The organism is Pannonibacter phragmitetus, from assembly GCF_050510895.1.
In the GTDB taxonomy this organism is placed as follows: domain Bacteria; phylum Pseudomonadota; class Alphaproteobacteria; order Rhizobiales; family Stappiaceae; genus Pannonibacter; species Pannonibacter phragmitetus_B.
The window spans coordinates 404149-418522 of sequence record NZ_JBNINT010000001.1; the positions used below are offsets into that span (position 1 = coordinate 404149).

Annotated in this window: 11 protein-coding genes; 6 read left to right on the forward strand and 5 right to left on the reverse strand. The window is 61.0% G+C overall.

The window, feature by feature from the left end; translation table 11 throughout:
- Nucleotides 1-54: 54 nt before the first annotated feature.
- From ACQB61_RS01890 to ACQB61_RS01915, 6 genes are all read left to right on the forward strand, one after another.
- Nucleotides 55-990, forward strand: coding sequence for a tripartite tricarboxylate transporter substrate binding protein (locus ACQB61_RS01890; protein WP_430511253.1), 936 nt, complete (start codon nucleotides 55-57; stop codon nucleotides 988-990).
- Nucleotides 991-1049: 59 nt separating this feature from the next.
- Nucleotides 1050-2024, forward strand: a complete 975-nt coding sequence (gene dctP, locus ACQB61_RS01895; RefSeq protein ID WP_430511254.1) for a TRAP transporter substrate-binding protein DctP — start codon at nucleotides 1050-1052, stop codon at nucleotides 2022-2024.
- A 1-nt stretch (nucleotide 2025) separates the two neighbouring features.
- Nucleotides 2026-2544: a TRAP transporter small permease gene (locus ACQB61_RS01900; protein ID WP_430511255.1), complete on the forward strand. Its 519-nt coding sequence runs from the start codon at nucleotides 2026-2028 to the stop codon at nucleotides 2542-2544.
- The gene (locus ACQB61_RS01905) at nucleotides 2544-3836 is read left to right on the forward strand and encodes a TRAP transporter large permease (RefSeq protein WP_430511256.1); all 1293 of its coding nucleotides are present in this window, start codon (nucleotides 2544-2546) and stop codon (nucleotides 3834-3836) included. Before ACQB61_RS01900 ends, ACQB61_RS01905 begins: the two co-directional genes overlap by 1 nt.
- Nucleotides 3837-3840: 4 nt before the next feature.
- Entirely contained in the window at nucleotides 3841-4806 is a 966-nt protein-coding gene (locus tag ACQB61_RS01910) for an SMP-30/gluconolactonase/LRE family protein (protein WP_430511257.1), read from the forward strand.
- A 246-nt stretch (nucleotides 4807-5052) separates the two neighbouring features.
- Nucleotides 5053-5643, forward strand: a complete 591-nt coding sequence (locus tag ACQB61_RS01915) for an exopolysaccharide biosynthesis protein (protein WP_430511258.1) — start codon at nucleotides 5053-5055, stop codon at nucleotides 5641-5643.
- A gap of 212 nt (nucleotides 5644-5855) precedes the next feature.
- Here ACQB61_RS01915 and ACQB61_RS01920 read toward each other — a convergent pair whose 3' ends face one another.
- The 5 genes from ACQB61_RS01920 to ACQB61_RS01940 are packed head-to-tail and all read right to left on the reverse strand — an operon-like array spanning nucleotide 5856 to nucleotide 14358.
- Entirely contained in the window at nucleotides 5856-9551 is a 3696-nt protein-coding gene (locus ACQB61_RS01920; RefSeq protein WP_430511259.1) for a kelch repeat-containing protein, read from the reverse strand.
- Nucleotides 9518-9922 carry a hypothetical protein gene (locus ACQB61_RS01925; RefSeq protein ID WP_430511260.1) on the reverse strand — a complete coding sequence of 135 codons (405 nt, stop codon included), beginning with the start codon at nucleotides 9920-9922 and terminating at the stop codon, nucleotides 9518-9520. The genes ACQB61_RS01920 and ACQB61_RS01925 overlap by 34 nt, the downstream gene beginning before the upstream one ends.
- A complete protein-coding gene (locus tag ACQB61_RS01930) occupies nucleotides 9876-11972 on the reverse strand; it encodes a hypothetical protein (protein ID WP_430511261.1) in 2097 nt (698 codons plus the stop codon). Before ACQB61_RS01930 ends, ACQB61_RS01925 begins: the two co-directional genes overlap by 47 nt.
- 4 nt (nucleotides 11973-11976) lie before the next feature.
- Entirely contained in the window at nucleotides 11977-12804 is an 828-nt protein-coding gene (locus ACQB61_RS01935) for a hypothetical protein (protein ID WP_430511262.1), read from the reverse strand.
- A 42-nt stretch (nucleotides 12805-12846) separates the two neighbouring features.
- Nucleotides 12847-14358 carry a hypothetical protein gene (locus ACQB61_RS01940; RefSeq protein WP_430511263.1) on the reverse strand — a complete coding sequence of 504 codons (1512 nt, stop codon included), beginning with the start codon at nucleotides 14356-14358 and terminating at the stop codon, nucleotides 12847-12849.
- Nucleotides 14359-14374 lie beyond the last annotated feature (16 nt).

The following is a 14374-nucleotide window of genomic DNA, read 5'->3' on the forward strand; positions in this document are numbered from 1 at the left end:
ACTGGATGAGCAGATTTTTACCAAAGACAGAGGGAGGACTGTGTCTTGAAGAGAATGCTTCTAACGCTGGCGGTAAGCGCGCTCACCTGTGCGCCCGCCTTCGCCGGGTTTCCCGAAAAGCCGATCGAAATCGTCGTGGGCTACTCCGCAGGCGGTGGCACCGACGTGATGGCGCGCACGGTTGCGCAATATCTGGAAAAGGAGTTGGGCGAGGGGGCGTCCGTGATCGTGAAGAACATGCCCGGTGCGGGCGGTCTGATCGGCTTTACCGAGGTCGCAAAGGCGGCACCCGATGGCTACACGCTCGGCACTTTCAACCTGCCGGCGGCCTTCGCCCTCACAAAGGACAGGCCGGCAGGCTACGGTGTCGACAGCTTCACCTATCTTGCGAATTTTGTGGATGATCCGAATACCGTCGTCGTCAGCGCCTCGTCGGAGTTTGAAGGCCTTGAGGAGCTCATGGCTGCGGCAAAGGAGAATGCTGGCGCGCTCACCTTCGGTCTCGCCTCACTTGGGGGCAATGATCATTTCGCGGCGAATATGCTGGCCGATGCTGCGCAGGCAGAGTTCACGCTCGTTCCCTTCAAGGGAGCTGCCTTGGCGCGCACCGCGCTTCTGGGCGGGCATGTCGCCGCTGGCACCATGGCGCTGAGCCAGACCACGAGCTTCAAGGACGATATCAGAGTGCTCGCCGTACTCTCTGACAAGCGTTCCGCCTTCCGCCCTGACGTGCCTACGGCCAGGGAACTCGGACTTGACGTGGAGATGTCGTCTCTTCGCGGCATCGTCGGTCCAGCCGGAATGGATGCAGAGATCACTGGCAAGCTTCGCGATGCACTGAATGCAGTCAATGCGAACCCGGACTTCCTGAAAGCGATGGCTGACCAAGGCAATCCGATGGCCTTTGCCGCGGGTGACGCTTTTGCGGACCTGGCCCGGAAACAAGATGGCGTTGCTCAGTCCATATGGGACAAGAACCCGTGGAAATGACGTCACAGCTTGGATGATCCGGACACTGAAAAGACGGACTTGAACAGGAGGAGAAACGAATGAAACTGTCGACAATGGGCGCAGTGATTGCCGTCGTGGCATCGGCAACAATGGCCAAGGCTGAAGACTGGACCGCCTATACTTATTCCGCCGTTTCCACGACTGCTGCGGTCAAGGGCATGAACCGCATCGCCGAACGCGTTGGCAAGGAGACCGGTGGCGAGCTGACCATGACGCTGCATCTCGGCAAGACGCTACAAATTGCGTCTTCCGACATCACGCAGGCGGTCGGCGACAACATCGTCAACTTTGCCGCCGACTTCTTCTTTTCCGGCAGCGTGCCGATCGCCCGTGTCCTCAATCTGCCGATGCTGATCGAGAATGACGATGAGTGGGCCAAGGCGGCCGCAGCTATGGAACCGATCCTGGTCAAGGCCTTCGCTCAACAGGACGTCACCCTGCTCGGCGGCTACCGTTATCCGGAGCAAACCATTTTCACGACGTTCGAGATGAAAAGCCTTGCCGATATGAAGGGTCACAAGATCCGTGTGACCTCGCCCGAGCAGGGAAAGTTCGTTGAAGCATTCGGCGGTGCGCCGATCACGCTTGCCGGGACAGAGGTGCCGACCGCCCTTGAACGTGGCGTCATTGAGGGCGTGCTGACTGCCAGCGCCGGTGGTGCGAAGAACTGGCACGAGTTTCTGCCCTTCAACTATCGCTTTCCCGTCAACTACGGGAACTCCATGATCATCGCCAACGCCGACTCCTTCGACGCTCTGAGCGAGAAAGACCAGCAGATTCTCCGCAAGATCGTTGCCGAGGAGGGAGCTGCCACCACCAGGGAATTCATCGAGGACGAGACCGTGCAAAAGACTGCACAGGCCAATGGCGGCATGAAGATCGTTGAGCTTGCGGATGGTGATCTTGCAACGGCCCGCGAAAAGCTTGCCCCCTACTGGGAGGCGTGGGCGAAGGAGAACGGCCCTGAATATGAAGAAGCCCTGAAGACCATCCGCGCGGCCATTGGAAAGTAAGATGAACGGCGATTTTCCCAAAGGGCAAGCGTCGGCTGGTCTGTTCTTCGACATTATTGCTGCGGTGGCGAAATTCGCCACTGCAGCGGTGCTGATTGCACTTGTCTTGCTCGTTGCAGGCGAAGCTGTGTCCCGCAGTCTTTTCAATTATTCCCTGGGATTTGCGGAAGAGATAACCGGCTATTGTGTCGTCATGCTGACTTTCTTCGGCGCCGCGATTGCCATGCGCAGTGGCAACCTGTTTCAGGTGCATTTTCTCTACGACACGCTGCCAGAGGCCGGACGTGTCTGGGGCACGCGGATCTTCGTTCTTGTGGCGCTGATCATCTGTGGTGTGCTGCTCTGGAAAACCAACGATCTGATGCTGAGCTCATTCAGCCGCGGCAAGTTCGCGCCAACCGTACTGCGGACACCGCTTTGGATTCCGCAATTGCTGCTGCCGGCGGGCTTCGGTGTGATCGGCATCTTCCTTATCGAACAATTCCTGCTGACCATTGGCAGGTTCAAGGGTAATTCCTGATGGACGCGATCCTTGCTTTTGGGCTCCTGATTGGCCTCATCCTGGGGGGCATGTGGGTCCAGTTCGCTGTAGCTGGCGCAGGCCTTTTCTATATATGGCTGATGAAGGGGTTCGCGGGCTGGAAGGCCCTCGGCATCGTCAGCTGGGGTTCGGCAAACAGCTTCACGCTGGCAGCCATTCCTCTTTTTGTGTTGATGGCAGAGGTGCTGCTCGGATCCGGTCTTTCGAGCCGGCTCTACAACGGTGTCGCCCCCTTTGTCCGCCGCCTGCCGGGTGGTCTCTTGCATACCAATATTGCGGGCAGCGGAATCTTTGCGGCGATTTCTGGCGGGAGTGCGCCTACTGCTGCGGCTATGTCCACGGTTGCCCTGCCGGAGCTTGCGGCACGCGGTTACGACAAGCGTCTGGTTGCAGGGTCGCTTGCCGCGGGCGGCACGCTCGGCATTTTGATCCCGCCTTCGATCACGATGATCATCTACGCCACATTCACGGAGACCTCGATCGCGCGGCTGTTCGCGGCCGGTCTCGTGCCTGGCATCCTGCTTGCCCTCTTCTATATGGCGTTCATTGCGGTCCGGGTCCTGCTGAACCCTAAACTCGCGCCGAAGACCGGCATGCGAAGCTCCTGGCCGGAGCTTGGTACAGCATTGCTCGACATTGTGCCGTTTCTGATCCTGATTGCGGTCGTGCTCGGCAGCATTTATGGCGGTTTTGCCACGCCGACCGAAGCTGGCGCCGTCGGTGTCCTCGGCGCAATCGCCATCGCGGCGCTTTACCGGCGCCTGAGTTTGCAGCTTCTTGCGGATGCTTTGCGCCGCACGGCCACGATGAGCGGTAATATCCTGTTCGTGGTGTTCACCTCGATGATCTTTGCCTATGCGACAGCGCTCTCCGGTGTCGGAGAGGACCTGGTCGCAATGCTGAACGATGCAAACGTGTCGCGTCTGACCTTCCTTTTGATCATCATGGTCACTTTCGCAGTCCTTGGTTGCTTCATGGAAGGCCTCGGCATGATTGCGATCATCGTGCCGGTGATCTTTCCGGCGCTGCTCGCGCTCGGGGTCGATCCGGTCTGGTTTGGCGTCTTTGTCGTGATTCTGGTCGAGCTTGGACAACTGACCCCACCACTCGGCGTCATTTTGTTTGTCGTCGCCAGTTCCTCGAACGAGGTAAAAGTGGAAGATGTCATCATGGGAACGGCGCCGTTCTTCGCCATCATTCTGGTGTTCATGCTGTTGATGATCGCCTTCCCGCAAATTGCGCTTTTCCTGCCATCGATCACAATCGGATAAAGCCATGCACCATACCTATCCTTTCCCCGAGCCGGTGATCATCGACGCGGAAGTGTTCGCCGAACTGCCGGCGGACCTTCGGCGAAGCGGAGTTTCGTCCTATTGGGCAGAGCGCAACCGCCGCGGGCAGGCGGTCGACAGTTTCCTTGAGGGCCCGTCCTTTGATCTCGAAGGCAACCTCTGGTTCGTGGATATTCCCTTCGGGCGGATACTCCGCAGCGATCCGTCCGGAAATATTCGCCAGATCGCGGAGTATGAGGGGCAACCGAACGGGCTGAAGATCCATCGTGACGGGCGGATCTTCATCGCCGACTTTCAAAACGGGATCATGCAGCTTGATCCGGTGACCGGGGCAATTTCCCATGCGCTCCGCGATTGCGATACGGAGGGGTTCAAGGGCTGCAATGATCTGCATTTCGGCAGCGATGGTGCTCTTTACTTCACGGATCAGGGCCAGACTGGTCTGCAGGACCCCACGGGCAGGGTTTACCGCTGGCAGCCGGAGACCGGCGCGCTCGCATGCTTGATGGACAAGGTCCCTAGCCCAAACGGCCTGGTGCTCGACATCAACGAACACGTGCTCTATCTCGCCGTCACGCGGGCAAACGCCGTCTGGCGTTTGCCGTTATCGGCGAGCGGCCGGGTCAACAAGGCGGGGCTTTTCATCCAGTTTTCCGGTGGCCGGGCCGGACCGGACGGCCTGGCATTGACGGCGCAAAACGGCGTCGTCGTCTGCCAGACAGGCATGGGCCTTGTATGGGTGCACGACGCACTTGGCCGCCCTGTTGCCGTGGTGCGGTCGCCGCGCGGTCTTGGGACGACAAATTGTGCCTTTGGCGGCCCTTCCGGACGTACGCTCTACATTACAGAGTCGGACAGCGGCAGCATCCTGCGGGCTGAGTTTCCCGAAGAGCTGCAGATCTCGGGTGCGCCAATGTTTTCGCATCGCCAAAAGACCTCTCCTGCATAAACGCAGGGAACGGAGCAGAAGTATCCCGGTCTTGTCCTGCGGTCTCCCCGGAACTCAGATTGGGATCGCGCAAGACGAATTCGGGTTCCCTCCCTTCCATCTCCCCCAGCGCGAGGCGAGGTCAGGCTTAGCATGCGCGGCTTGCCAGTTCAGCCAGCAACAGGCGGAAATGTTCCTGCCTTGGTGGAACAGTCCTGCCTCAGCCGGGTTTCCTGTCAGCAGCAAGTGAAAAGGACGGTGCTGGAGATGCAGGACAACAACCTCGTGCTCGGGGGAGTGCTGGACCATCTTGAGGAGGCCGGCAAGGCAGAAGCGGTCAGTATCGGCGCGATGGTCGAAGCCGTCGGCGCCCGTTCTTTCGCGGCGCTCATGCTTATCTTTGCCCTGATCACCGTATCTCCGGCCAGCATCTTGCCGGGCACGACGACCCTTGTTGCCCTTATTGAGTTCATTCTGGTGGCACAGGTGATCGTCGGGCGGAGGCACATATGGCTTCCTGGTATTCTGGAGCGGAGGGAAATCTCCGGCGGTGGGCTGCGCGGGGCGGTATCCTGGCTGCGCAAACCGGTTGCGTTCATTGATCACATACTTCAGCCACGCTTCAGCGTATTGACGGAGAAGCCCTGTCTCTATGTCTGGTTGATGATGATCATGGCACTGACCGTCTTCATGCCCTTCATGGAGCTGGTGCCCGGCAGCGCCACGATTGCCTCCAGCTTCATTGCCCTGGTTGCCGCCGCAATCCTCACTCGTGACGGGCTGCTGCTGCTCTTCGCAGTTATGTGCCTCACAGCGCTGTGCTGGCTGCTCCACCATGTTGGTGAAGCCGTGCTCTGACAGCCCCGGCCATTGGAACCCTCGCTGAGCTGTCAGTGACAGAAACTGGCAACATCGAACAGCCGGATATGTTGCCGCATCCTTGGCCACTTTTCAGAGCTGCATCTCGCGCTTGCCAAGTCTCCGGCGGAACTTCAAGCGCCCGCTTGGGAAGGTCCGCGCCGGACGGGCTTGATCTCTTCTCACCATGCCGGGTTCGTTGAGAGGTGGCGTTATCCAAGTCCCCACACAGTGCGGTTTGCCTGAGCGCCAGCCATGCCACCGGCGAACCACTGCGCGCCAAGAAATGCGGCTGACGCAATGTTGAGCGTGTCTCCGCTCCAGCCTGGCCCTGCCCCGAAGCTCCAGGGCTTTCCGGGGACAAGGATGTTGTTGTCCGAGATCGCCTTGCCATCGCGTCCTGTGCCGCCGATCACGTAGAGCGAACCGTTGACGACGTTGACGTTGGGGCTTGAACGGGCCAGCCAGTTGGGTGTGCTTGCGAGGCCATCCCAGTAGAGCCCGTCCGTGCTTTGCCAGGCATCGGCGAGCGGTCCGCTGGACCCGTTGCCGGCTATGATGCACATGGCCCCTCCGAAGACCACCGCACCAAGTGCTGACCGGGCTGGCCAGACCGCCTTGGCCGTGATCTGCGTCCAGTTCACTCCATCCAGCGAGTTCCAGACGTCGCCCAGCGGCTGTCCGTTTGCATCTGCTCCGCCGAAGATCCAGAGCTTGCCGGCAAAGGCGAGGCAACCATGGCGGCTGCGTGGAGACCAGTGGCCATTGACGGCAGCCTGTGTCCAGGTGACGCCGTCTGCTGAACTCCAAATCTCGTTCACACTGCCGGCACGGGTCTTGCCCCCCGTCAGCCACATGCGCCCATTGAAGACACAGCCTGCGGCATCGCCACGCGGGGAATAGGCTGCATTGTCGGTCGCGTAGTCCCAGCTGAAGCCATCAATGCTGCGGAAAATAGAACTTTTCAGCTCTTCGGAGCCTCCAGCCAGAAACCACAGCCGCCCTGCAAAGTCAGGGATGAGAACCGGCCGGGAAAACGTGGTCCAAAGTCCTGCATTTGCGGCGCTGCGCCAGCCGTTGGGAATGGGGACGATGGTCAGGCTGCTCTGCACCGGGCCGTTCTGCCCCTGCGCCGTGACTGTGTACTGAACCGTCGCTGCGGGGTTGATGACGAGGCCTGAGGCTGAGAGCGGCACCGTGCTTGAGCCATTGACCGGCGGACTGATCGTGCAGGCTGTGGCGGAAGACGTTGCCCAGGACAGGGTGACCGGATCACCGTAATGGATCCCGGTGGAGGGGGACGCGCTCAGTTGCTGCGTGAAGCGGACCGGCAGGACGTCGATGGTCAAGGGAAGGCTCGTGCGGGTCCCTTGCTTGTCGTTGAAGGCCGTCAGCGTATAGGTTGTCGTCATCGCGGGCGTGACCGAATAGGTACCCGGCGATTGCACAGGGACCGGCACGCTCTGGCCGTTCACAGGGCTCAACTCGCAGCGGTTTGCATCGAAGGTCCGCCAGTTCAGCGGAACCTGCGTTCCGGAAGAGACATTGTTTTTGCCGGAACTGAAATCCTGGATCGCAAGCTGAGGCGGCCGCTTGTCGATGACAAGTGCCTGTACCCCGTCATCGAAACCGGGAATGCCGGAGGATTGAAGATAGAGATTGGTGCCCGACGGTTCGAAACTGGTGACGATGCCGTCAATCCTGAATTCGACAATCGCGCCAGCACCGATCCCGAGGATCTCCTGGCTTTTCGGATAGACGGCCCAGTGGGGAGGTGTTTCCTGGGTGTGATCCTGGATGGTCCAGGTTGTCCCGTAGTCGCCGGCGAGTGAGACGGTGACATTCTTCAGCCTGTCGATTGTGGTCAGCGCGCCATAGCCAGGTCCGCTGGTTGCGGTCACGAAGCTGAGATAGAAAACCGGAGTGGTAGGCCACGGCGTATCGGGCGGGACGATTGGCTGCAGTGCCGTGTTGTCGAGCCGCAGGATCAATGCATTTGGCGGAATTGAACCGCTGTCATTCACGTCGATGAAGACCGTGTTGCCCTCGGCGAAGGAGATTGTGAGTACGTCCGCAAGACGCTTGTGGGTCGATGGGGGCTGTTCAAGGGCGAGGGCGAGCTGCGTTCCGTTGTCGGCGACGCCGGGCACATTGTAATTCGTGACGTTGAATGAACCGGGGCCCGTTTGGCCATCGGCTGCAAGATTGGTCAGGCGGAAGACGAAACTGTCGCCCGGCTGAACCGTTATGTCGGAGACCGGCGTGAGCGCAAAACTTGTCAGCTGAGCCGTCTGCCAGCCAGCGGGCGGAGCCACTTTGATTGCCTGAAATTCTGCCGGCGTCAGGAATGGGGTTATGGTGAAGTAAAAGGACGTTGGGCTCTGCGGTGTGATCTGGCCTTCCGGGACCGGAGTTCCTCCCTTGAAGGTGGCCGGTGAACTGCCGGAATAGGTAATGGTGAAGACGAGATCGTTCATCGACGTGTCTTGGGTCACGTAGATGACTGCCTCACCGGTGGTGGCATTGGCGATGGCCAGTCCGATTGATGCCTGTGCGCTCATGCGGTCCTCACTTCTTGCGCAAGCGCCGCGGGCTTGCGCCGCTGCGCGTGTCCGGCGCGTGTTCGAGTTTGAGCCAGCCTTCCTGGATTTGCTGCGGCAGCAATGACACGTCGTCCCCCCGGCGACCGGCGTCACGCTCCACTGGCCTGCGCCTGCAATCTGCGTGACCCAGCTCCACACGTATCCGCTTTCGGGCGGCACCGGGATTTGCGGCTCGTCGGCCAGAAGCACGGGTGTGGTGAGGAAAGTCACAGCGATCCGGGCCAGATCGTTGGAAATCATCGAGGACGGAATGGCCAGTTCGGTGAGGGGCAGCAGTCCAGTGCGTGCGTGAACCGGTGCATTCGGATCAATCAGCATCGTGACGGTTACTGGAGTGCTCGAAGCAGACGTGACAAGGGTGATCTGGTCCGGTGCCGGAGGCTTGACGCCGTGGCTGTCCCCGGAAGCCGCAGCCTCCGTATAGAAGGTCTGATATGCCGTCTCGGTGCCGTCATCGATGAAGTAACCGGTCAGCCCGTCGTCGATGTCGTCGAATGCACCGAGCACCACAGGGATCTTCACGGCCGTTGCACCGCCATCGTCCCGCTGCAGCGGATCAGATGCCCCGGTTGCTGCGGCGAAGCTTGAAAGGCTCTGGTTCATGGCTGGCAGGCCGAGCAGCTGAAGGTCCAGAGCGGCACGCGTCAAAGCGAGAGGCCGGCCGATCAGGATCGAGAGGCTGTCGAAGGGCTGGCTCTGGCCCGGCGCGATGAAGCCCAGGCTCTTGTCGATCGCCTTCAGCATTTCTCCAAGATAGGCAACCGGATTGGCTGCGGAGGACATGCCCAGGGCAAAGGCGCGCAGATGCGGATTTGCTTCGGCGAAGACTTCCTCGATGGGCTTTGCGAATGTCGCCTGATTGCCGGGCGCTCCCTGCCAGAAGGGGCCGAGCAGGTTGAACGAGCCGAGGGCGGTGCCGCTCTCATCGTAGATCATCAGGGCCTGGTCCAGCCTGTTGAACAGCACCCAGCCAAAGACGGGCGTCGTCGCCGGATGGCTGTTCATCTCCACCGCATCATTGTCTGCCGACAACCAGTTGAAGAGGAGCCGCGAGGGCTGCGTGATCCGGAGCGGCAGGTTGATCAGTTTTTCGCTTTCGGTGGGAGCGATCAGGTTTTCAGCCCGCACAATGGCTGGGGCGGGAAGGTCCAGTGGCTGTCCGAATGTGTCGATGATGCGCACCCGGGTCACACGGAACCCGCCATTACGCAATGGCGAGAATGTGTTGTTGCCAAGCGGGCTGTCGGTGTTGAAACCAGCGACAGCCTCTTTCACCGTGACATTGGTGAAGTTGGCAAAGAACACCCCTTGAGAATCCCCAGCGGATCGGAGACGCCCATCTGCAGGATGCGGGCCAGCATCAGGAAGGACTGGTTGAAACCGCTGAGCGCCTGTGCCTGCATCGCCGGATCCAGGTTGTCCAGGATCTCACGCAGCTCGGCGTCGATATCAGAATCGGGGAAATTGGTGAGATAGGCCTCGATCTGCTGGCGAATGTTGATCTCCGTGTTGCCAGTCAGAACGATTGTGCCCTCATAGGTCCGGCTGTTGCTCGTGTCGGCCGGAATGCTCCTGTCGAACTGAAGATCAAGTTCGTCCGGTCCGAAGGTGTAGTTCGCGGTCAGAAAGTCAGGCGGGTAAGGGGAAGCGTATTTGGAAAGTGCTCCACTTCCCATTGCAGGATGATTGGCAGCCATGGCCGTGACCAGGGTTTGAAGGCGAGCGGGCTCGGCGGGGTGCCGGTGAAATGCAGCGAGGGCTCCGGAGGCGTTCCGTAAAGTGCGGACTGCGCAACCTGAATCTGCGCGGTAAAACCGTCGAAGTCGGCAAGCGCCGGATTGTCCTCCCTCCCAATCTGGCGAATGCAGCTGCGGCAACGGGTGCCTGCACCGGATCTGCGAGGAAGGCCTCGCCGGTGAGGGCTGTCATGGTCTCGGCAACCGGGAGGTCTGCCGGAAGCGCAAGGGCGGGCAGTGATGCGGCGTTGATTGTGAACTGGGCCTTGTCGCTGGTGGCCGTGAGGGAACTCAGGACCGTGGTGGCCACACGGCAGATCATGTTGCCATCCGGGTCGCGGGCTTCGGCGGGCGCTGCCCTGTATGCCGGCCGGACTTCTTCGCCCGAAAAGAGCAGGGCCGGCTCCGTCGGCGCGTAGAACCTTGCACCATCCGTTGTTGTCAGGCTGTAACGCGGGTCGAGGGTTTCCAAAAGGGCGGACTTGGCGCTCTCTACAGACTGTTTCGTGGTCTGGAGATCCTGCAACAAGGTGTTGAGGCTGCCGGTTTCGGCAGTGATGAACTGGCGTGCCTGATCTGCCGTGATGGGATATCCGCCGGGCGGGGGCGGCGAATACTGGATCTGCATGTAGCGTACCCAGTCGGCGAAGATGCGCGCCCGCAGACTGTCGCAGTTTCGCTCAATCTCATCTGCCTGTGCCTGTGCAAGATTGAGAGCGTTGAGTGCATCGCCCGTTTCCGGCGGCAGTTCGGCCAGGCTGGGAGCGCCCGTCGCTGAGCCTGGATCTGCTCCCGTCGCGGCTTCGATAGTCCAGACAGCGCCCTGACTGGCTGAGGAGAAGCCGTTCTTGTGCAGGGCGTCCTCGATATCGCGCAGCCCTCCCGGCAGTTCCATACGCGTCAGAAGGCCAAGTTGAAGTGCGTTGAGGATCAGCTCGACGTTCTGGAGCCCTTCGAAGTCCGGCTGTGCCGCAACAAGCGCCGACAGGGCTTCCGGCGTGGTGTTACCGATCGCAACCTCGATACCTGCTGGTCCGGGCTGGCGCGGCGTGATGTAGTGGGTGGTCTTGTCCCATGCGATGTTGGTCAGCAGAGAGGTGTAAACGGTCCGCCCTGGCACCGCGGCAAGGCCATCTGCCGGGAAAGTCCAGCCATAAGCTGCTGCGATTGCTGCGATTTTTTCGGCCACAGAGGTTCCGGCAGGATAGGTAATGCGGGCGAGAGGATCGTCCTTGGCATCCGCATGCCAGCCTGCCAGCAGATAGGATACGCGCGTGCTCGCAGGCGGGTAAGAGGCAGGGTCAAGATCCGCCAGCGTGTCCCAGAAGCCGAAGACATTCGGACAAAGCTGGTAGGTGGCGGCATAGGTCGCCTCGCCGTAGCCGAGCGCCGTCAGATCCGCGCGCTGGGCGGATGGGTCTTCTGCCCAGCCATCGAGAGCAAACACCCGGCCAAGTGTCTTCCAGGATTTGTTGGGCTGCACATTCGGATTGGGCTCAATCGGAACAGCCAGGCTGACGGCGTTTTGTACGGGATCAGTAGGCTGAAGGGGAGTTTCGCCGTCCCACAGCCGGTCGCTTTCGAGGATCCAGGCCTTCAGGCTGGTCTCGGAAGACTGCGGCACAGCCGTGTTTGTTGCGATGCGAAGCACGAGCCAGCGGTTCGGGGCGCTCTGAAAACTGATCGATCCAGCGGTGTTCTGTGTTCCGTGAGTGAGGGTCTCCGGCAGAGCCCAGTGCAGGTGGATGCCTGTATCGAGCGGATCGGAGGCCTTCTGGAACGCGCCGGGCAGGACCTGGGTGCTGAGATAGGGGCCGGAGTTGCGGGCGGTGCCATCCGCAGCATATGGCAGCAGCGAGAAATCCGGGGCGAGCCGCGAGAAGTCTTTTGTGCCATAGGGCTGTGTTGCTGATCCGTTGACATCCGTCTCTCCGACGCACAGCGCGGCAAGATCAATCGGGACAACGAGCGTGTCTGAAAGGGCTGCCATTGGCTCACTCGTCCTCCTTCGGTGCCGTCTGGAACGTGACTTCCTGGGTGCCCTCCACGAGTTGCAGTGCGAACTCGGCGGAGGTGAAGGGAAGCTCGCTGCCGTCGGCGGAGTTGTCTGCATTGCGGGCGTAAAGAGCGGCCGAAAGATCCGACGCGAGCCGGGCGATCTGGATGGTGCGATGGGTTGCGTCCCTGTAGAGGGGCGTCACGCTGGCACCGTCAATCTGGTCACCAGGACGCGTGCCTTCCGGTGCTGTCTCTGGAACAGTGACGTAGCGCAAGGGCTTGCCGCCCTGAATGCCGATCCCGAAGTGCAGGCCAATTGCGGGCTCACGCAGGATCACCTTGTCCAGGCGGCCTTCAACGACATAAAGCAGGATCGAGTCCGTGATCCGCTCCATGCGGATCACGTTTGTCAGCTCCTGATTGCTGGCATCAAAGGCCAGGATCTCGAGCTTCGGCCACCCGGCGACAACCTGGCTGCGCAGGAGGAAGCCCGATGCTGTGTCCGGCGCCGTTTCACCTGCTGTGGCGGCCTTGTCTGCGGCTGCGTGAAGCCTGGGCATGGCAACTGTGTGCAGCGTATCATCCAGAGCACTCGATTGCCCGATGCTGCAAGCGCCCTCGACCAGCGCGAAGAGCCAGTTGAAATCGACATTGAAGAAGCGGATGGACTCGTTGGGAAGCATCCTCCCGTTTGCAACGAGATAGCGGAACGGAACCCCCTGCAATTTCTTCAAGCGCCCGAGCCAGTCCGTCACGGTTGCGGCTGGATCATTGCCGTCGAGGGCCGCCTTCAGGCTTCGCTGGTCCTGGAGAAAGGATGTCATTCGCAGGCGTCCACCGCCACGTGCGCTCAGTCGAACCATGGCTTAATCCTCCCTGTCAGCAGGTTCGCGGCGGCCGCCACCACTGCCGAGGCCCGGGGCGAGAAACTGTTTGAGCCGGGTGCGGATGAAATCGGCAGTGGCATGGTGGAGCTCGTTGCCATCAGCCCGGGTTCCCCGCGCCTGCATGAGGGCAAGGGTTTCGCCGAAAGCCTCCTCCAGCATCTGACGCTCGAAAGTCTCGAACACCTTGCGGGTGTTGGCGGTCTTCCACCGGACGAGAGCATCAGAGAAGCCCTTGTCCTGCAGAGCCAGAAGACGGCCGATCTCCCAGGCGGCTGCGTAGCTCACATCCATCATCCCTGTGTCCGGATCGTACCGCACGGCCTCGTCCGCCGTGCGGATTGGAGCGGCACTGTCAGCGCCGCCCGGAACCGGGACAGTGATCGTTCCGGAGACCTCGAAGGGGACGAACGGGCCGCGGTACCACGACACGGTCCGGCTGCCCTGACGGGTGTGATGGTTGGCTGGCGTGTAGCCGAGATTGAGAGCGTTTGCGGCATAGCGGCCGGCTTCTGAGGTGTCCTCGGCGCTGTTCTTGATGGCAAAGACGCGCAGCCCGTCCTCGGCATCGAGGTTCATCAGCAGGCCGGTGAAGGTCTGCTGCGGATCGACCGAGCGGTAGCTCCAGCTGAAAAGGCTCACGAGGCGGATCGTGCTTGCCGGCGTGCCATCCGGCAGCAGAATGCTTGCAGGTGTATAGCTGTCACCCTGCGGAAGCAGGCTCGCCATGCCTTCAAGCGAAACCAGATGCACGGTGACGCGGCTGTTGGGATCGGGCAGCCGGTTGCCGGTGACAACAGAGGTCTCGATGCTGGTTTGTCCGCTGGCAAGGCCTGCCGCCCGCAGCGGTGCCGTGCTGCTCACCGTGCGGCTGTGGGCAAGCCAGGGCATGTCAACAAGCCCCGGTACAACGGCGTTGAACAGCTCCACCGGCACGTCGATCACCCGGCACGGGTCCCAGGGAAACTGGCCGTATTCCAGCGTCAGTCCCGGATAGGATACGGCGTCAGCAGGAAGCGCGCTTGCCGCCGGAGCCGCGCCCTGCGCATGCGGGAAAGGCGCAGGCGTGAGGTCTCCCGTCATGACCTCGCTGACCCTTGGCGGGGGATCATTCTCGTCGAAGACAAGCAGGGCGAGCCAGCTGGAATCCTGAGCGTCTCCGAGGGAGCGCTGCCAGGGCAGGCTTTGCAGGTTGAAGACGGCATGCGGCAGCACTGTCGCATATTCCCCTTGGCTGCCAGCGGGAGGAAACGAGCTGTCGATTGCCGTGCTGTCCAGGGAGAAACGCGGGCCCGCAACCTGGAACCGCCGCGTGGATGTATATGTCTCGTCGAACTGTGCATCAGGCCGCGCATTGGCATCCGTGTTCCGCACGCTCTGGGCGACGGTGATTTCATAAAGTCCATCCTCCAGTGCGGGCCGGTGGCTCTGGATGAATGTGATTGTGCCCGTGACCGGTTCTGGATCCTTGGCGGCCTTTGGTTTCGTGCTCATGTGTGGTGCCCGTCCC

Coding starts and splice junctions, on each gene's coding strand:
- ACQB61_RS01890 (WP_430511253.1), top strand. CDS start 55: ATGCTTCTAACGCTGGCGGTAAGCGCGCTCACCTGTGCGCCCGCCTTC.
- dctP (WP_430511254.1), top strand. CDS start 1,050: ATGAAACTGTCGACAATGGGCGCAGTGATTGCCGTCGTGGCATCGGCA.
- ACQB61_RS01900 (WP_430511255.1), top strand. CDS start 2,026: ATGAACGGCGATTTTCCCAAAGGGCAAGCGTCGGCTGGTCTGTTCTTC.
- ACQB61_RS01905 (WP_430511256.1), top strand. CDS start 2,544: ATGGACGCGATCCTTGCTTTTGGGCTCCTGATTGGCCTCATCCTGGGG.
- ACQB61_RS01910 (WP_430511257.1), top strand. CDS start 3,841: ATGCACCATACCTATCCTTTCCCCGAGCCGGTGATCATCGACGCGGAA.
- ACQB61_RS01915 (WP_430511258.1), top strand. CDS start 5,053: ATGCAGGACAACAACCTCGTGCTCGGGGGAGTGCTGGACCATCTTGAG.
- ACQB61_RS01925 (WP_430511260.1), bottom strand. CDS start 9,922: ATGGGAAGTGGAGCACTTTCCAAATACGCTTCCCCTTACCCGCCTGAC.
- ACQB61_RS01930 (WP_430511261.1), bottom strand. CDS start 11,972: ATGGCAGCCCTTTCAGACACGCTCGTTGTCCCGATTGATCTTGCCGCG.
- ACQB61_RS01935 (WP_430511262.1), bottom strand. CDS start 12,804: ATGACATCCTTTCTCCAGGACCAGCGAAGCCTGAAGGCGGCCCTCGAC.
- ACQB61_RS01940 (WP_430511263.1), bottom strand. CDS start 14,358: ATGAGCACGAAACCAAAGGCCGCCAAGGATCCAGAACCGGTCACGGGC.